The organism is Yoonia sp. I 8.24, from assembly GCF_022096995.1.
In the GTDB taxonomy this organism is placed as follows: Bacteria; Pseudomonadota; Alphaproteobacteria; order Rhodobacterales; family Rhodobacteraceae; genus Yoonia.
On record NZ_JACXGQ010000007.1, the window covers coordinates 128061 to 145830 of the forward strand.

The following is a 17770-nucleotide window of genomic DNA, read 5'->3' on the forward strand; positions in this document are numbered from 1 at the left end:
TATCGCCCGGCGCAAACCGTCGGGCGATGCCACGCCCTACAAGGAACCTGCCGCGATGCTAGACTGGCTAACTGAAACCAAAATCCCTGTCGGGAAAACCGCGAAAGCCGCGTTTGAGTGGTTGCGCGACAATGCGCAGTGGCTTTTTGACGGCGTCGAGAACGGGGCAAACGTTATGATCGACAGTGTCCTAGCCGTGTTTCAATACCCGCACCCGTTGATTGTGATCGCTGTTTTTGTCGCGATCACATGGGGATTGCAGCGCAATTGGAAAACCTGCGCCCTTGTCGCGCTCGGATTTCTATTCGTCGTGAACCAAGGCTATTGGGAAGAAACCACCGAAAGCCTGACCCTGATCTTTTTTGCCTGTGTCAGCTGTATGGCCATTGGCGTGCCCATTGGCATCGCTGCGGCCCATCGGCCCAAATTATACCGCGCGATCAGCCCTGTGCTGGATTTGATGCAAACCCTGCCCACCTTCGTCTATTTGATACCAATGATCGTACTCTTTGGGATCGGCATGGTCCCCGGCCTTGTGGCGACCGTGATTTTTGTGCTGCCTGCGCCGATCCGGCTAACCCATTTGGGGGTTTCATCAACCCCGCAAGCCTTACTTGAGGCGGCTGAGAGCTTCGGTGCCACGCCGCGTCAGACCCTTTTCAAAGTCGAATTGCCCTATGCATTGCCGCAGATCATGACCGGGCTGAACCAGACGATCATGCTGTCGCTATCGATGGTCGTGATTGCAGGCCTCGTCGGTGCAGACGGGCTGGGTGTGCCAGTTGTGCGCGCGCTTCAGCAGGTCAATGCGGCCAAAGGGTTTGAAAGCGGATTGGTGATCGTGGTTGTCGCGATCATTCTGGACCGTATGTTGCGGGTGAAAACACAATGAGCGCTGTAGAATTTGACAATGTATCCATCGTTTTTGGTGACAAACCGGAGACCGCCCTGCCCCTGATGGACGTGGGCCAAGACCGGGCCGAGGTGCGCGCAGCCACCGGCCAGATCCTTGGCGTTCACAATTGTTCGCTCAATGTCGAAGAAGGCGAGATTCTGGTTCTCATGGGGCTGTCGGGGTCTGGGAAATCGACGCTATTGCGGGCGGTGAACGGGCTGAACCCTGTGGCGCGCGGTGATGTGCGCATCAAAACCTCTGAAGGCATGACCTCTGTCACAAATGCCGACAAAGGCACGCTGCGTGCCTTGCGTCTACGCGATGTGGCGATGGTATTTCAACAATTTGGCCTGCTGCCGTGGCGCACCGTGCGCGACAATGTTGGGCTGGGTTTGGAGCTAGCCGGACAAAACAATGCGACACGTAATCAACGCGTCACTGAAGAACTAGCGCTTGTGGGCCTTGATGACCGTGCGGATGCGATGGTTGGTGAATTATCGGGCGGGATGCAACAGCGTGTCGGGCTTGCGCGCGCCTTTGCCACGGATGCGCCCATCTTGCTGATGGACGAACCGTTTTCGGCACTTGACCCATTGATCCGCACCAAGCTGCAAGACGAGTTGCTGGACCTGCAACGCGACCGCAACCGCACGATTGTCTTTGTGAGCCATGATCTTGATGAGGCCTTTAAGATCGGAAATCGCATTGCGATTATGGAGGGCGGGCGCATTGTGCAATGCGGCACACCGCGTGATATTTTCACAAACCCGGTCAATGACTATGTTGCGGAATTTGTCGCCCATATGAACCCGCTTGGGGTACTGACGGCCCGCGACGTAATGGTGGATGGGGTCTGCGACGGCCCGCAGGTTGATATCGAAACCCCCGTCAGCGAGATAATCGCGCAGATCGACGCAAGCGCGCTTCAGGTCATGCAAGATGGCACGCCTGTTGGGCAGGTCACGCAGGCCTCTCTCTTGGCAAGACTGGCACCGCAGGCGGCTTAGGCTAAACTTTGGTGGCGAGCGGCGTAGGCGTGACTTGTCTGCGCGCGACTGCCTCGCGCCATGTAATAAAGCTGACTGAGGCCATAATCACAGCGCCGCCAAAGACGACCCAGCCGTCTACGGCCTCTCCAAAGACGACGGCCCCCAAAATCACAGCCCAAACGAGCTGCAAGAAGGTGACAGGCTGGGTCACTGTCAGCGGAGCGGCTGCAAAGGCGAGCGTCATCGCGTAGTGCCCAGCCGTCGCAAAACAAGCGACCAAAAACAACCAACCAAGCTGCGCCAACGTCGGTGTTACCCACACAGCCAAGGCCGCAGGCGCAAGCCCAATTGTCACTGTGATAGATAACATGCCCACCACCACGGCAGCAGAGACCTCACCCGAAAGCTGCTTCGCGATAAGATAGCCAATTGCAAAAAAGACCGCCGTGCCAAGCATCGCAATATGCCCCGGCTCAATTTCTCTAATCCCCGGACGCAAGATAATAAGCGCGCCGATCAAGGCAATAATCACAGCGGCCAAGCGGCGCGGCGGCAAACGTTCCCCCAAGAACAATGCAGCCCCGATTGAGACATAGATTGGCGACAGGTAATTCATCGCGGTCACTTCGGCGATGGGAATGCGGGCCATCGCAAAAAACCATAGGATCGTCGCAAAGGTATGAACCAGACCGCGCAGCGCAAAAAACTTGATCTGTCGGCGTGTCAAATGCGCGTCCAAAATCGGCTTGATCATCGGTATCAGAAACACGGAACCCAAAAGGAACCGCAAAAATGCCGTTTGGGCCGCGGGCAAATCGCTGCCCACGTGTTTGACCACGGCCGTGACGCAGACAAACATCACCCCGGTAAACATCATCCAGCCAACCCCGATCAAAGGGCGCGATTGCGTCTGTTTTTCCATTGCAACTGCGTCGCAGCTTGGCGGGGTAATGGCAATAAGGGTCAGCGATGATTTTTAGCTAAAAATTATCTGGTGGAACCGTCGCGATCCGCATAACAACGTGTGCATGAAAATACTTTTCCTTGGCGACGTCATGGGCCGCGCTGGCCGTGCCGCAATTACCAGAGACCTTCCGCGCTTGCGGGCGGAGTGGCAGATCGATTTTGTCATTGTAAACGGCGAGAATGCGACCGCAGGGATGGGGCTTTCAGGCGATCACGCCAAGATCATCCTTGATGCCGGGGCCGACGTGGTGACACTTGGGGATCATGCGTTTGACCAAAAAGACATGCTCACGTTCATCGCAAATGAGCCGCGCATCATCCGCCCGCTGAATTTCTCCAAATCGGCGCCCGGCGTTGGTGCACGTGTGTTCAACGCACCGGGTGGACGCAAGATTTTGATCGCGCAGGTCTTGGGTCAAGTCTTTATGAAGCGCCCTTTTGACGATCCATTCTCGGCGCTTGATGGCGTGCTCAAACAATTTCCGATGGGCGGTCAAGTCAACGCCAGCCTCGTTGATATCCACTGCGAAGCCACGTCTGAAAAAATGGCTACTGGGCATTTTTGTGATGGGCGTGCAAGCATCGTGGTCGGAACCCACACACATGTGCCCACGGGCGACGCAATGATTTTACCCGGCGGCACGGCTTATCTGTCTGACGCGGGCATGTGCGGCGATTACAATTCGGTGATTGGCATGGATAAGGCCGAACCGATGCGCCGCTTTATCACTGGCATGCCGAAGGCCCGGTTCACCCCTGCAGCAGGCGATGCTACCCTATCCGGGCTGTATGTCGAAACAGATGATCGTACGGGCAAGGCAACCCGCGTAGAAATGGTGCGCCAAGGCGGGCGGCTAGCACAATCTGGACCTGCATGAATGCGCAAACGCTTGCGCCCCGCGCGTTAACCCGCAAGACTGTAGTGTATGGGTAATTTTATTCTTCTCAGCCAAGGGCAATCTGCGGTTTTAACAATGCTCGTCGTCGTGGGCATGTTCATCATGTTCCTGCGCGAGGCTTATCCGACCGAAGTTGTCGCGATGATTGGCGTCTCAATCCTGTTGATTTCAGGGGTGCTTCCTTATGAAAACGCGGTCGCGGTTTTGGCGAACCCTGCGCCTTGGACCATCGCGGCTATGTTTATTATCGTGGGCGCGCTCGTACGCACGGGTGCGCTGAATGCAATGACCCAAGTAGTTGAAAAACAGGCCAAGATCAGCCCAGCCCGCGCCATTGGCGGCAGCCTGATTTTCGTAGCCTTTGCCAGCGCGATCATGAACAACACGCCCTTGGTCGTCGTTATGATCCCGGTTTTTGTGCAGCTCGCACGCACCTTGGGGACATCGGCATCAAAATTGCTAATCCCGCTGTCATATGCCGCCATTGTCGGCGGCACGATGACCCTGCTGGGTACATCAACCAACCTTTTGGTTGATGGGGTCGCCCGATCATCCGGGATGGAACCTTTTGGGATCATTGAAATTCTGCCCGTCGGCCTTGTGGTTGTCGCCTGGACATTCGCCTATCTTTATTTTGCGGGTCCCCGGCTTTTGCCGGATCGTACCAGCATGGCGACGATGCTGTCAGACCGATCCAAAATGCGGTTCTTTTCCGAAGCCGTCATCCCCCCAGACAGTAACCTGATCGGGCGCGATGTCACCGGGGTTCAGCTGTTCAAACGCGAAGGCGTGCGCCTGATTGACGTGGTCCGCGGTGATACATCGCTGCGCCGCAACCTCAAGGAAGTAACGCTAAAGGTCGGTGACCGCGTTGTGTTGCGCACCGCGATGGCAGAGCTGTTGTCACTGCAAGCCACCAAAGACCTGCGCCGCGTTGATCAGCTTTCTGCAGTGGAAACCACCACGGTTGAGGTCTTGATCACCCCGAACTGTAAAATGGTCGGGCGTAGGTTGGGCACATTACGGCTGCGGCGGCGGTACGCAGTCTATACGCTGGCGGTGCACCGGCGTGACACCAATCTTGGGCAGCAGCTCGAGGATATGATCGTGCGCGTTGGGGATACTTTGCTTTTGGAAGGGGCACCCGAAGACATCCAGCGCCTTGCCGAAGATATGAACCTTGGCGATGTGTCTAAGCCGTCACAGCGTGCCTATCGCCGCCGCCATGCACCGATTGCAATTGGGGTTCTACTGGCCGTTGTCGCGCTCGCCGCGATGGGTGTTGCGCCAATCCTTATGCTGGCGATGATCGGGGTCACGCTTGTGCTTGCCACAGGCTGTATTGATGCGGACGAGGCGTTTTCGACCATCGACGGGCGACTGCTCGCGCTGATTTTCGCGATGCTTGGGGTTGGGTCCGCGCTGCAAAGCTCTGGTGCGGTTGCGATGATCGCAGATACACTTTCGCCGGTGATGCTGGTGCTGCCACCGTTCTTCATCGTTCTGGCGGTTTACCTGCTGTCGTCCACATTGACCGAACTTGTTTCCAATAACGCGGTGGCCGTCGTGATGACACCAATCGCGATTGGGTTGGCGGGGGCTTTGGGCGTTGACCCACGGCCCTTGGTTGTTGCAGTGATGGTCGCTGCAAGTGCGAGCTTTGCCACGCCCATTGGTTATCAAACCAATACGCTTGTCTATGGGCCGGGGGGGTATAAATTCGCAGACTTCCTCAAATTCGGCATCCCACTGAACCTGTCGTTGGCACCGATTGTTTCCTTTGTGATCCCCCATATCTGGCCGCTTTAGCCAAGGGTTGCGGGGGCACGTCCCGATGCCGTATAGAGACCCAAATTCAGATCGATAAAGACGAGGTTTCCAATGGCTGGCCACTCCAAATGGGCGAATATTCAGCACCGCAAAGGGCGTCAGGATAAACTGCGCTCCAAGCTGTTTTCAAAGCTTGCCAAAGAAATCACCGTGGCCGCCAAGATGGGCGACCCCGACCCCGATAAAAACCCACGTCTGCGGATGGCTGTGAAAGAAGCCAAATCCAGCTCTGTGCCCAAGGATGTGATCGACCGCGCGATTAAAAAATCGCAAGCGGGCGAAGGCGAAAACTACGATGAAATCCGCTATGAAGGCTACGGCCCCGGTGGGATCGCCGTGATCGTCGAAGCGATGACCGATAACCGCAACCGGACCGCCTCAACCGTGCGTTCTACGTTCTCAAAGAACGGCGGGAACTTGGGCGAAACCGGTTCTGTCGGGTTTATGTTCGATCGCACCGGCGAAGTGGTTTATCCCGCATCTGTGGGCGACGCAGACACCGTCATGATGGCCGCGATTGAAGCGGGTGCGGACGATGTGCAAAGCGACGAAGAATCCCATGTGATCTATTGCGCTGACACTGATTTGAATGACGTGTCCACCGCGCTTGAGGCCGAATTGGGCGAGTCAGAATCGACCAAATTAATCTGGAAGCCGAACATGACCACAGAAGTGGACGTCGAAGGGCTGACCAAATTGATGAAGCTGATCGACCTGCTTGAAGACGATGACGACATCCAACGCGTCACCGCCAACTTTGAAGCCTCAGACGAGGTGATGTCCGCATTTGCTGAAGCGTAATCTTTAGCAAACCACCATCTCAGGTTCATATTCCACAATAATGTCCCGGCCGCGCAGCAGTTCATGTTGGGCGGCCAATGCATCTTCACCCCAAGGTTCGGCTGTACCAACGCGTTTAAGGCTTCTGACCTGCAAAAGCGGCGTTAAATCTGTCACGGGCGCATAGGCTATCTCAAGCGTTTCTAGCGCGCGGTGCCCCCGTAACGGCCCCAAATCTGCAACATCCGAGCGCGAAATATCAAGGTTCTTGAGCTTCGGCAGGTTACGCACAAAACTGATATCGGTCAGACTATTTTCGCCAATCGCCAGTTCTTCAAGATTGTGCAATGACGTCAGGCTACCGATATCGGTGAAATCCGTGTTCTGAATGTGTAGCAACCGCAGATTTGGAAAGTTGGAAAGCGGGGTTAAATCGCTCACATTTGTCGATCCGATGTGCAGTTCTTCCAGCCCTGTCAGCCCGGCGATATCATTCAAATCGCTGAAATCCGTGTAGCTGATCATCAGCACCTTGAGGTGGGTCATGTCGTTCAACACGGTATAGTCAGCGATGCCCGTGCCATCCAAATCTAGTGTTGTGCACTGCACGGCGGCGCAATCCGTGACCTTCGCCATCGCTTCTTCGGCGCGTTGTGCAGCGCGCATTTCGGCGGTCTCTTCTGGTTGGCAAGCTGCTAAAAATAGGACCGCGCCCAATAGGGTCAAATATCGCATCTCAAATCCTCGCATCAATAATATGCAGGGATATTAGCGTGAATCCGGCGTGATGATACCTTTTTCGGTGACGATCAGGTCAAGCGGTTGGTCTGTGGGCTCAAGCGGCAGCGCGCTATCCTCTTGTGCTGCATAGGCAAATCCGATGGCCATTGTCGGGCGTTGGGCGCGCAACTGTTCCAATGTCCGGTCGTAAAATCCACCACCATAGCCCAGCCGCCCACCGTGCGAATCAAAGGCCACCAGCGGCACGATTACGATTTCGGGCTGCATCCATGCCCCTGTTTCAGGGATTTGCGCGCCAAAGGCCCCTTTAACCATCGTGCTGTCGGGTTCCCACAGCCGAAACTGTAATGGCTGGCCATCTGCGATGATCACGGGGACGCCAATAGGCCCATGTGCGGCGGCTTCGTCCATTGCGGGCAGCGGGTTGATCTCAGTACGCATTGGCATGTAGCCCGCCAACGGCACGCCCCGGTAGCCAGCCAAAACTTCGCTTAGATACCCTGCACTTGCCTTTGCGTCAGCGTGGGCTTTCTTGCGCCGCGCAAATGCGGCCTGACGGGCGGCGGTTTTATCCATCATAGCAACCACATCGCAGCAAGTCCGAGAAAGGCAAAGAACCCGACCACATCGGTTACGGTCGTCACAAAGGCACCAGAGGCCAAGGCAGGGTCAATGCGAAAGCGTTCCAGCATCACTGGTATCACTGTACCCGCAAGCCCTGCGACCACCATATTGATGATCATCGCCACACCAATCACCGCGCCAAGCATCGGCGACCCAAACCACAAAATCCCAACCGCGCCCATCACCAGCGCGAATATCAGCCCGTTGATCAGCCCCACTAAAACCTCACGTCGGATCACCCGCCAGACGTTGGCAGCGGTCAAATCGCGGGTAGCAATCGCGCGCACCGCCACCGTGAGTGATTGCGTGCCCGCGTTCCCGCCCATCGAGGCGACAATCGGCATCAAAACGGCCAGCGCAACAAGCCCGGCAATCGTATCTTCGAACAATGAAATCACCAGCGATGCAAAAATCGCCGTGACCAAATTCACAGCCAGCCAAGGGAACCGCTGTTTGGTCGTTTCAATCACCCGGTCAGACAGTGACCCTTCGCCGACACCCGCAAGGCGCAAGATATCTTCTTCGGCTTCTTCTTCCAAAAACGCCATCGCATCATCAATGGTAATCACCCCGACAATCCGCCCGTCGTCATCGACAACAGGGGCGGTAATCATGTGGTAGTGGTTGATCGCTTGGGCCACGTCTTCGACGTCTTGTGTGACATGAAAGGTGCGGAATGTGTCTTCGACCAAATCGACCAAGGGCACATCGCGCGCATGGCTTAGAATACGACCCAGCGTGACATAGCCGACCGCCTTGAGCCGCGCATCGACCATAATCACGTGGTAAAACTGATCGGGCAGCACAATATCCGAACGCATATAATCGATCGCTTCGCCAACCGACCAATGTTCAGGCACACGCACCAATTCGGATTGCATATGCCGCCCGGCAGATTCTTCGGGGTAGGACAGCGCCTGTTCGACGACCACCCGATCACCAGCGTCAAGCGCCTCTAGCACGGCCTCTTGCTGGTCATCACCCAGATACTCGACCAGATCGACGACATCATCGCTTTCCAGGTCGCGCACCGCATCGGCCAATTCGGCGGGCGCAAGCTGCTCTATGACTTCTTCACGCAGGCTTTCGTGCAGTTCCGACAGGGTATCCCCGTCCAGCCCACCTTTCCACACCGTGATCAGATCGCGCCGGTCACGGCTGTCGATCTGTTCAATCAAATGGGCGATATCGGCCGGGTGTAGCGGGTCAAGCAGCGCATCAACGGTTGGCGCATCTTTTGCCTCAACCGCTGCAAGAACATCGGCCAGCAAACGATCGGTGATACCAAAGGTTTCGTCTTCGGAGATATCGGTTTGCTCTGCCATGATCTGCCCTCGCTACCGCGTTCAACATAGCCGATCACGACCAGTCCGCAATGTCATTTCAGCGATTTACCCGGCTCTGGCGCGCCCTTATGGTTGGGCCATGACAAAACAACTTCTTCTTGGCCAAACGCTTGGCTTTTCGGGTAATCCTTTGACCGGGGATTGGCGCGATGCGGTGAATGTCGACAGCGCGGGTGCGGTGCTGATCGAAGGCGACCGGATTGCGCAAATTGGCCCCGCCAGCGCCCTACGCGCTGCCCACCCTGATGCCCCTGTCACCGATTATGGGGATGCGCTGATCAGCGCGGGCTTTGTCGATGCGCATATGCACTATCCCCAAACAGGAATGATCGCGAGTTGGGGCAAACAGCTGATTGATTGGCTGAACACCTATACTTTCCCCGAAGAGGCGCGGTTCGGCGATCCGGCTTACGCTGATGAAATTGCGGGGCGCACGCTTGATCTGGCACTTGATCATGGCACCACCACGCTCACCAGTTTTTGCACCATCCACCCTGCAAGTGTGGATGCGTTTTTTGGGGCCGCATCCGCGCGCAATATGGCCGTGATCGCCGGCAAAACTTGTATGGACCGCAACGCACCTGACAACCTGCAAGACACGCCGCAATCGGCCTATGACGATAGCAAATCCCTGCTTGAGAAATGGCACGGCGTCGGGCGCGCGCAATATGCGATCACCCCGCGATTTTCGCCGACATCTACGCCCGAACAACTCGTGGCCTTGGGCGCGCTTTGGGCAGAGCACCCCAATTGCCTGATGCAAACGCACCTAAGCGAGCAGCTCCCTGAAATTGAATGGGTGCAAGGGCTATTCCCGGAAGCCCGTGATTATCTCGATACCTACGAATCCTATGGGTTACTGGGTGAAAGGGGGCTGTACGGCCACGCCATCCACCTAACGCCACGCGAGATTGACCGCTTGCGTGAGGTCGGCGCCGCTGTGGTGCATTGCCCCACGTCGAATACATTTATTGGGTCGGGCCTGTTTGATCTCATGGGGTTGGCAAAGGCTGGATTATCGATTGGCCTTGCGACAGACACCGGTGGCGGATCGTCGTTTTCTATGCTGCGGACCATGGCTGCCGCCTATGAGATCGGGCAATTGCGCGGCATGGCGCTGCATCCTGCACAGCTGATGTGGTTGGCCACCGAAGGGTCCGCGCAAGCGCTACATATGTCTGGGAAAATCGGCCATTTGGGTGCCGGGGCCATGGCCGATATTACCGTGCTTGATCTGGCATCAACACGCGCAATCAGCCAACGTCACGCGCGTGCGACAGATATTTGGGACGCCCTGTTCCCGACCATTATGATGGGCGACGACAGGGCAATCCGCGATGTATACGTAGCTGGAAAACGGCGGGCTTAGCAGCCTGCCGCAAAGACAGTAACCCAGGTATTACCTGCGCGGCCAAGGCCGTAGCGAATGTAGCGGTTGCCTAACATGTTGGTGCGGTGACCCGCTGAATCGCGCCATGCGGCAAAGACGCTTGCGTCAGTTTGTTGGCCCTGCGCAATGTTTTCAGCGGCGGCACCCGGGCGACACCCACCAGCACGCATCCGTTGCGACAAGGTCGCCCCATTGGGGCCGCCGGGCGAGGCATGCCCAAAGTAATTGCGGTTGACCATATCTTCGGCATGGGCTTGCGCAATCGCAGTGAGCATCGCGCTCGCATGGATTTCAGCAACGCCATTGGCCGCACGGAACTGATTCAAATCACTGTGAAATTGTCCTGATACAGGCGCCGACCGGGTCGAAGCCGCAGTGGTTGGTGCAGAAACAGTACAGGCCGCAAGCGAGGCAACGGCACATGCCAACAACAATTTTTGAATAAGCAATGCACTCTCCTAATCTAGTAGCTTTCGCGCCAAATCGTTTTGACGGCGGATCATCGCGCCCAGATTAACGGTTGTCATTTGACCATCTGACACGACTTGTTTGCCTTCTACAAACAAATCACGGGTTTTTTGTGGCCCTGCTAAGACAAGTGCGGCAGGGTCCCAAGACCCTGCATTTTCAACGGTTTGTGCATCCCAAAGTGCGATGTCCGCACGCATACCTACCGCAATCTGGCCACAATCATCACGCCCTAAAACCTGCGCGCCGCCACGCGTCGCAATTTCAAGCGCCTCGCGCGCTGACATTGCGTCGGCCCCGTTTTGCACCCGCTGCAACAGCATGGTTTGGCGGGCCTCGCCTATCAGATTCCCGATATCGTTGCTTGCAGACCCGTCAACACCCAACCCAACATTTACCCCCGCATCACGCATCGCGCGTACCGGCGCGATGCCAGACCCAAGCCGGCAGTTAGAGCACGGACAATGCGCGACGCCCGTGCGACTGCGGGCGAACAGATCAATCTCTTGCCCGTCAAGCTTCACGCAATGCGCGTGCCAGACGTCATCCCCTGTCCAGCCAAGGTCTTCGGCATATTGGCCGGGACGACATCCAAATTTTTCAAGGGAATAGGCAATATCTTCATCGTTTTCGGCCAGATGCGTATGCATCATCACGCCCTTGTCACGCGCCAAGATCGCCGCATCGCGCATCAGATCACGGCTGACGGAAAACGGGCTGCAAGGGGCCACGCCCACGCGCACCATCGCACCGGGATTGGGGTCGTGAAACGCGTCAATGACCCGGATACTGTCTTGCAGGATGGCGTTTTCATCTTCGACCAAACTATCGGGTGGCAACCCACCATCGCTTTCGCCAATGCTCATCGCGCCGCGCGTCGCGTGGAACCGCAAACCGACCTCTTGGGCAGCGGCAATCGTGTCATCCAACCGCGACCCGTTGGGATAAAGATACAGGTGATCAGACGTGAGCGTGCAGCCCGACAGCGCCAATTCGGCAAGGCCAACTTGGGCCGACACAAACATTTCCTCGGGCCCGAAACGCGCCCAAATCGGATAGAGCCGTTGCAGCCAGCCGAACAGCAGCGCGTCTTGCGCGCCGGGTACAGCACGGGTCAACGTTTGATAAAGATGATGGTGCGTATTCACCAGCCCCGGCGTCGCGATCGCGCCACTGGCGTCAACGGTCTGGCCTTGCGTTGATAGACCCTGCCCGACCGCCGCGATCACAGCGTCTTTGATCAAAATATCTGCGCCTTTTAATTCGCGGCGCGCATCATCCATCGTCAGAATGACGTCAGCATTTTTGATCAGCGTTTCAGTCATCGATTGCTTCCTGCAATATAGCCAGTGCTTGCGCATGGATTTCCCGGTTCGCAGCTGCCAGCACCTGACCACCTTGGTGCGCAGGCCCGCCTGCCCAATCGGTGACAATCCCGCCTGCGGCGTGGATCACTGCAATCGGGGCTTGGATGTCATAAGCGTTCAGGCCTGCTTCGATTACCAGATCAACTTGCCCTGCGGCCAACAGCGCGTAGCCGTAACAATCCATTCCGTAACGGGTCAGCTTGGCGCGTTTGGCAACGGTGTGAAATGCGTTTTCTTCGGCCTCAGTACCCACTTCGGGGAAGGTAGACAAAAGGATCGCATCAGACAGTTCGCGCGCGGGCAAGGTCGCAAGCGGTTGGGTGCCCATGGGCCCATCAACTTCGGCGACACCAAAGCCACCAGCAAAACGTTCGCCAATAAACGGCTGATCAATCAACCCAAACAAGGGGCCGTTTTCATCTGCAACTGAAATCAAAACTCCCCAAGTCGGGGTGCCACTAATATAGCCGCGAGTGCCATCGATTGGGTCCAAGACCCATTTCAGCCCAGATGTGCCAGAGGTTGCACCAAATTCTTCGCCTAATATCGCGTCATGCGGGCGTTCAGCCTTAAGGATCGCGCGCATCGCTTGTTCAGCAGCACGGTCCGCAACCGTAACGGGATCAAACCCTTGCACGCCCTTATCTTGCGCAACCAATCCGGGCGTTCGAAAGTGCGTTAGAGTTTCAGGTCGGGCCGCATCCGCAAGCAGATGTGCGACGCGGATCAGCTCGGCCTGAAGGTTACTATCAATCGTCATATGATCTGTCCCGCCTGCAGCTTGTGTTACCAAAGCGGTAACGCGCTGCAGATGGGCAGGTCAAGGCGGCTTTAGGCCGCTTCGCTAAGAACGCGCGCTAGGTCAAACAGGCGACGGCGCTGGTTTTCAGGAATTGCATAGTAAGAACGCAACAATTCAAGTGCTTCTTTATCTGTCAGAATATCGCCGGGCATATTGCCGTTCGCCGTGTCAGCATCAGATTCTTGATCAAGTCCTTCAAAAAAGAAAGAAACAGGCACGTCCAGAACATTTGCGATATCCCAAAGCCGCGACGCGCTAACCCGGTTCATACCAGTTTCATATTTTTGGATTTGCTGGAATTTGATCCCAACATTTTCAGCCAATTGTTGCTGTGTCGTTCCGTTCATCCAACGGCGATGGCGAATGCGCTTGCCAACATGTACGTCTACCGGGTGTTTCATCAATCGTTCCTTCGTGCGGTTTTCTGCGGCAAATCACTAACCGCGTTATGAGTTTGGAGCGCAATGCGTACGAATGAACGCCCACATTTTGTCTCCGATACCCATGCATTGCACCTTCAAACAAGAACACGCAACGGTTGCAGCCCCTATCCTGCCCTTAAGGACAGGTTCAACCAGAAGAATTAGTTACCAAATGGTAAAAAATTGAGCGAATTGAAGAGAGCTCCTTCGGTCTGATAAGCAAGATTTGTTAGTTCATGGGAGTGATTCGAAGTCAGATGCGTGCTTTTCAGGTCAATTCACACCAACAACCGCCACAAATCGCACAAATCCCTGTGCCGACACCACAATCTGGTGAGGTTTTGCTCGATATTGCGGCTTGCGGTTTGAATTTCGCCGATCTGTTGATGGCAAAAGGTACTTATCAAGACACCCCCACCCTGCCGTTTACCCTTGGGATGGAAGTTTGCGGTACCGTCATTGCCCATGGTCCCGGTGTCACCAGCCCCGCCATCGGCACCCGTGTTGCCGTATTTGGTGGTGCGGGCGGACTGGCTGAAAAGGGTGTCTTCCCGGCACATCTTTGTACACCGATCCCAGATGCAATGCCGTCCGAGGTCGCGGCAGGGTTTATGGTTGCCTATGGCACATCCCACCTTGCGCTGACCCGGCGCGCCCAATTGCAAGCCGGGGAAACGCTTTTGGTACTTGGCGCGGCTGGTGGCGTTGGGCTCACTGCGGTTGAAGTTGGCAAAGCAATGGGCGCGACAGTTATTGCCGTGGCACGCGGCGCAGATAAATTGCAGGCAGCACAGGATGCCGGGGCCGATCACCTGATCGACAGCACATCAGATGACATCAAAGAAACCGTCAAAGCGCTTGGCGGTGCGGATGTTGTCTATGATCCTGTCGGTGGCGATCTTTTCAAAGCAGCCCTTGGCGCCTGCAACCGCGAGGCCCGGATCCTCACCATCGGATTTGCGAGCGGAGAGGTCCCCCCTATCCCCGCCAATATCTTGCTTGTCAAAAACATCAGCGTCATCGGGTTTTACTGGGGTGGATATCTCAAATTCAATCCCGAAGCGTTGACAGACAGCCTGCGCACCCTGATGGCGTGGCAGATCGCCGGGCGGCTGAAACCGCATATCAGCGATGTCCTGCCTTTGGCGCAAGCAGCGGATGCGCTTGATTTACTGCGCACGCGCAAATCCATCGGCAAGGTTGTCGTTACGCCATAACCGGCGCGCGCATTGCCGCAAATCCGTCGCGTATGAACCCCGCGAGATCCCGGATGACAGGTCCATCATCAAGGCGCGCCTGATACATATTGACGTTCATATTGCGTAAGGTAGGCAAGCTGCCTTGATGATTGATCTGTTCGAAATGACGCGGTTGTGTGCCTTCAAGCATGGTATGCACGGCCATATCGGCGCTGACGGTTGCTTCAATCGTGCGGCTTGAATTGCTTTCGACAACCATATCCCAAGGGATTCCGGCTTCGTCCAGACGGCGCTGCACGAATTTGCGGAAAATGCAGTGTTCTTCATAAGCGAGCCGCAACGGCCGTTGCTTCCAAATCTGTCCGCCCGGCGCGCCAACCCAAATCAATGGGATTTGCGTCAATGTTTCGCCGCCCGCGTCCACGGTGTCTTCAGTGGTCAAAATTACATCGACCTTACCTTGCTTAAAATTGGCCACCAATTCGCGGGTGAAGGACGATACAAGATGCACACGCACGCGGGGGTAAGCGGCTGAAAACTGCTTCAGAACCGTCGGAATGACCGGGTAGACAATATCATGTGGCACCCCAAGCGTAATTTCGCATTCATACTGCGTGGCGGTCAGCTTCCCGTATATCTCGTCGTTCAGCGTGAGCATCCGCCGGGCGTAGCTGAGCAACAACTCGCCCTGCGACGTCAACCCAATGGTGCGTGCAGAGCGGTCCAATAGGGACGCATCAAGCGATTCTTCAAGCCGCTTGAGCTGCATTGAGACAGCAGATTGTGTCAGGTTTAAAAGCCCGGCCGCCTTTGTCACCCCGCCGGTATCAGCCACAGCAACAAACGACCGCAACGCCGTCAGATCAAGATTTCGCGCCATATCAATTTCCTTGATGTGTTATAACTCAAACATTCATTTTCATAATGCACATAGAGCGGGTACTCATCAAGCATAGAAATACAAACACCGCCAAACATCACGAAAGGGCATATGATGTCACACGCACTGAACCACACCGCCACATGCCACCCGCGCCAACGTGTTAGCCTGCTGGCGCACATCATCACCGCCTTTGGGGTTGCACGCCAACGCCACCAGCTGCGGAATCTTGACGATCGTCTGTTGCGCGATGTCGGCATTTCCAGGGGCCAAGCCATGCATGAAGCCAGCAAAGCACCATGGGACGCGCCGCAAAACTGGAAAAATGGCGACATTTAATCCTGTGATTGTCCGGCATTGCCCTTGAAAAATTGTGCATAGCTGCCAATATTGCCAGCAACGGCTCTATTCCCCAGAGCCTAGACATTATTTGGAGGCCACCATGGCAGAATACGATTGGGCAAATGCCGGCGCACAGACGCGCAGCAGCGCGATAGACGAAGGTCTTCGCGCGCATATGAACAAAGTTTACGCGACCATGTCCATCGGCATGGTTATCACAGCTTTGGCCGCTTGGGCGATTGCTGGGCTTGCGGTCACAACTGACCCGACCGGTGCACAGGTTGCATTGCGCGAAGGTCAGTATCTGACTGAACTTGGCCGCCTGATCTACACAACGCCGTTGCAATACGTGATTATGTTCGCGCCATTGGCATTCGTTTTCGGCCTGAGCGCAATGATCAACCGTATGTCATCTGCGACAGCGCAGCTTGTGTTTTACGCATTTGCTGCGGTGATGGGTATTTCGCTGAGCTCAATCTTCCTCGTCTACACTGGCGCGTCTATCGTGCAGATCTTCTTGATTACAGCCATCGCATTCGCGAGCCTCTCGCTTTATGGCTACACCACCAAGAAAGACCTGTCAGGCATGGGTACGTTCTTGATGATGGGTCTGGTCGGGCTGATCGTTGCGATGGTCGTCAACATCTTCTTGCAATCCCCTGCGATCATGTTTGCGATTTCTGGTATCGGTGTTCTGATCTTTGCGGGTCTGACAGCCTATGACACGCAGAAAATCAAAACGGATTACATCGCACATGCCGCCCACGGCGACAGCGAATGGTTGGCCAAGGCCGCAATCATGGGTGCATTGAACCTGTACCTTGATTTCATCAACATGTTCATCTTCTTGCTGCAGCTTTTCGGTAGCCGCGAGTAAGTTCAGATACATATATTGAGCAAAGGGCTGGCGGAAACGCCGGCCCTTTTTTGTATGTTTTGCACCGCGTTTTTTGCGTTCCCTTCTTGTGATCGCGTCGCCATAATTGAATGGACCGCAAGAATAGGAGCAACACATGCGCATTGCAGAAATAGTCGATTTGGACGCTTATCCGCTGAATGATCTCGCGTTCCTTGACCGCTGCAACACGACCCTGAACGAGCTGGGTGTGCTTGTGCTTGCGGATTTCATTCGCCCCGATGCGCTGTCAGTTTTGGTTACTGAGAGCCTCGCAGGTCAAGATCAGGCCTATTTTTGCGCCCAAGACCATTCTGTCTACCTGACACCGCACAACCCCGTCTACCCGGCAGACCACCCGGCGAACAAACAGGTTGTCTCGTCCAAGGGCTGTATCTGCGACGATGTGATCAGTCCGACATCGCCATTGCGCACCCTATATGATGACCCGTCGTTTCGCGCTTTCATTAAACACGCCACAGGTGAAACAGCCCTACATCCCTATGCGGACCCATTGTCATCTATCAACATCCACTACGCCAATCGCGGCCAAGAGCTCGGGTGGCATTTCGACAACTCATCCTTTGCGACCACGCTGCTGATCCAGAAACCCGATGCGGGCAGTCGTTTTGAATATATCAAAGACCTCAGGGATGCCGACGCAGGGGAAATGAATTACGATGGCGTGGCCGCGTTGCTTGATGGCGCGGTGCAGCCAGAGGTTCTTTCGATGGATCCGGGCGCGCTTGTGCTATTCCGCGGGCGCAACGCAATTCACCGGGTCTCTCCGAATGAAAGCGACAGAACACGCATGCTGGCCGTGCTTGCCTATAACGCGGAACCAGATGTTGCCTTATCTGAAAGTGCGCGCATGACCTTCTATGGGCGTCTTGATTAGTAACAGCCCAATTTGGTGGCCAACCACGCAGCGCCCT

At 55.8% G+C, this 17770-nt stretch carries 19 protein-coding genes; 10 read left to right on the plus strand and 9 right to left on the minus strand.

Annotated elements, in window-relative coordinates; all coding sequences use genetic code 11:
- Positions 1 to 55 precede the first annotated feature (55 nt).
- The gene (gene choW, locus Yoon_RS14480) at positions 56 to 892 is read left to right on the plus strand and encodes a choline ABC transporter permease subunit (protein ID WP_238113118.1); all 837 of its coding nucleotides are present in this window, start codon (positions 56 to 58) and stop codon (positions 890 to 892) included.
- On the plus strand, positions 889 to 1902 hold the full coding sequence (gene choV, locus Yoon_RS14485; protein WP_238113120.1) for a choline ABC transporter ATP-binding protein: 1014 nt from the start codon (positions 889 to 891) through the stop codon (positions 1900 to 1902). The genes choW and choV overlap by 4 nt, the downstream gene beginning before the upstream one ends.
- Position 1903: 1 nt before the next feature.
- Here the strand turns inward: choV and Yoon_RS14490 are convergent, their stop codons facing one another.
- Positions 1904 to 2806: a DMT family transporter gene (locus Yoon_RS14490; protein WP_238113122.1), complete on the minus strand. Its 903-nt coding sequence runs from the start codon at positions 2804 to 2806 to the stop codon at positions 1904 to 1906.
- 106 nt (positions 2807 to 2912) lie between these two features.
- Here Yoon_RS14490 and Yoon_RS14495 point away from each other — a divergent pair, with 106 nt between their 5' ends.
- The 3 genes from Yoon_RS14495 to Yoon_RS14505 all read left to right on the plus strand — a co-directional run bounded on the left by Yoon_RS14495 (position 2913) and on the right by Yoon_RS14505 (position 6380).
- Complete coding sequence (locus tag Yoon_RS14495; protein WP_238113125.1) at positions 2913 to 3728, plus strand: TIGR00282 family metallophosphoesterase; 816 nt, start codon at positions 2913 to 2915, stop codon at positions 3726 to 3728.
- 48 nt (positions 3729 to 3776) lie between these two features.
- Positions 3777 to 5558: an SLC13 family permease gene (locus Yoon_RS14500; RefSeq protein WP_238113127.1), complete on the plus strand. Its 1782-nt coding sequence runs from the start codon at positions 3777 to 3779 to the stop codon at positions 5556 to 5558.
- 72 nt (positions 5559 to 5630) lie between these two features.
- Positions 5631 to 6380, plus strand: a complete 750-nt coding sequence (locus Yoon_RS14505) for a YebC/PmpR family DNA-binding transcriptional regulator (protein WP_238113129.1) — start codon at positions 5631 to 5633, stop codon at positions 6378 to 6380.
- A 3-nt stretch (positions 6381 to 6383) separates the two neighbouring features.
- Here the strand turns inward: Yoon_RS14505 and Yoon_RS14510 are convergent, their stop codons facing one another.
- From Yoon_RS14510 to mgtE, 3 genes are read right to left on the minus strand one after another with little or no spacing between them, the layout of a single operon-like run.
- The gene (locus Yoon_RS14510; RefSeq protein WP_238113130.1) at positions 6384 to 7094 is read right to left on the minus strand and encodes a leucine-rich repeat domain-containing protein; all 711 of its coding nucleotides are present in this window, start codon (positions 7092 to 7094) and stop codon (positions 6384 to 6386) included.
- Between the two features lie 33 nt (positions 7095 to 7127).
- Positions 7128 to 7679: a 5-formyltetrahydrofolate cyclo-ligase gene (locus Yoon_RS14515; RefSeq protein ID WP_238113132.1), complete on the minus strand. Its 552-nt coding sequence runs from the start codon at positions 7677 to 7679 to the stop codon at positions 7128 to 7130.
- Positions 7676 to 9049, minus strand: coding sequence for a magnesium transporter (gene mgtE / locus Yoon_RS14520; protein ID WP_238113134.1), 1374 nt, complete (start codon positions 9047 to 9049; stop codon positions 7676 to 7678). Before mgtE ends, Yoon_RS14515 begins: the two co-directional genes overlap by 4 nt.
- 100 nt (positions 9050 to 9149) lie before the next feature.
- Here mgtE and guaD point away from each other — a divergent pair, with 100 nt between their 5' ends.
- On the plus strand, positions 9150 to 10439 hold the full coding sequence (gene guaD, locus Yoon_RS14525; RefSeq protein ID WP_238113135.1) for a guanine deaminase: 1290 nt from the start codon (positions 9150 to 9152) through the stop codon (positions 10437 to 10439).
- Here guaD and Yoon_RS14530 read toward each other — a convergent pair.
- From Yoon_RS14530 to Yoon_RS14545, 4 genes are all read right to left on the minus strand, one after another.
- Positions 10436 to 10909 carry a CAP domain-containing protein gene (locus Yoon_RS14530; protein WP_238113136.1) on the minus strand — a complete coding sequence of 158 codons (474 nt, stop codon included), beginning with the start codon at positions 10907 to 10909 and terminating at the stop codon, positions 10436 to 10438. The genes guaD and Yoon_RS14530 overlap by 4 nt on opposite strands.
- 9 nt (positions 10910 to 10918) lie before the next feature.
- Entirely contained in the window at positions 10919 to 12253 is a 1335-nt protein-coding gene (locus tag Yoon_RS14535) for an 8-oxoguanine deaminase (RefSeq protein WP_238113137.1), read from the minus strand.
- Positions 12246 to 13055, minus strand: a complete 810-nt coding sequence (locus Yoon_RS14540; RefSeq protein WP_238113138.1) for an inositol monophosphatase family protein — start codon at positions 13053 to 13055, stop codon at positions 12246 to 12248. Before Yoon_RS14540 ends, Yoon_RS14535 begins: the two co-directional genes overlap by 8 nt.
- 71 nt (positions 13056 to 13126) lie before the next feature.
- The gene (locus Yoon_RS14545) at positions 13127 to 13498 is read right to left on the minus strand and encodes a helix-turn-helix domain-containing protein (RefSeq protein WP_238113139.1); all 372 of its coding nucleotides are present in this window, start codon (positions 13496 to 13498) and stop codon (positions 13127 to 13129) included.
- A gap of 278 nt (positions 13499 to 13776) precedes the next feature.
- Between Yoon_RS14545 and Yoon_RS14550 the strand changes: the two genes are divergently transcribed.
- Positions 13777 to 14736: an NADPH:quinone oxidoreductase family protein gene (locus Yoon_RS14550; protein ID WP_238113140.1), complete on the plus strand. Its 960-nt coding sequence runs from the start codon at positions 13777 to 13779 to the stop codon at positions 14734 to 14736.
- On the opposite strand, the gene Yoon_RS14555 is transcribed toward Yoon_RS14550, so the two are convergent.
- Positions 14726 to 15598 (minus strand): LysR family transcriptional regulator, encoded by an 873-nt coding sequence (locus tag Yoon_RS14555; RefSeq protein ID WP_238113141.1) that lies wholly within the window; start codon positions 15596 to 15598, stop codon positions 14726 to 14728. The genes Yoon_RS14550 and Yoon_RS14555 overlap by 11 nt on opposite strands.
- A gap of 111 nt (positions 15599 to 15709) precedes the next feature.
- Between Yoon_RS14555 and Yoon_RS14560 the strand changes: the two genes are divergently transcribed.
- The 3 genes from Yoon_RS14560 (at position 15710) to Yoon_RS14570 (ending at position 17733) form a co-directional block, all read left to right on the plus strand.
- Entirely contained in the window at positions 15710 to 15937 is a 228-nt protein-coding gene (locus Yoon_RS14560; RefSeq protein ID WP_238113143.1) for a DUF1127 domain-containing protein, read from the plus strand.
- Between the two features lie 103 nt (positions 15938 to 16040).
- Positions 16041 to 16817, plus strand: a complete 777-nt coding sequence (locus Yoon_RS14565; RefSeq protein ID WP_238113145.1) for a Bax inhibitor-1/YccA family protein — start codon at positions 16041 to 16043, stop codon at positions 16815 to 16817.
- Positions 16818 to 16953: 136 nt separating this feature from the next.
- A complete protein-coding gene (locus Yoon_RS14570; RefSeq protein ID WP_238113147.1) occupies positions 16954 to 17733 on the plus strand; it encodes a 2OG-Fe(II) oxygenase in 780 nt (259 codons plus the stop codon).
- Positions 17734 to 17770: the final 37 nt, after the last annotated feature.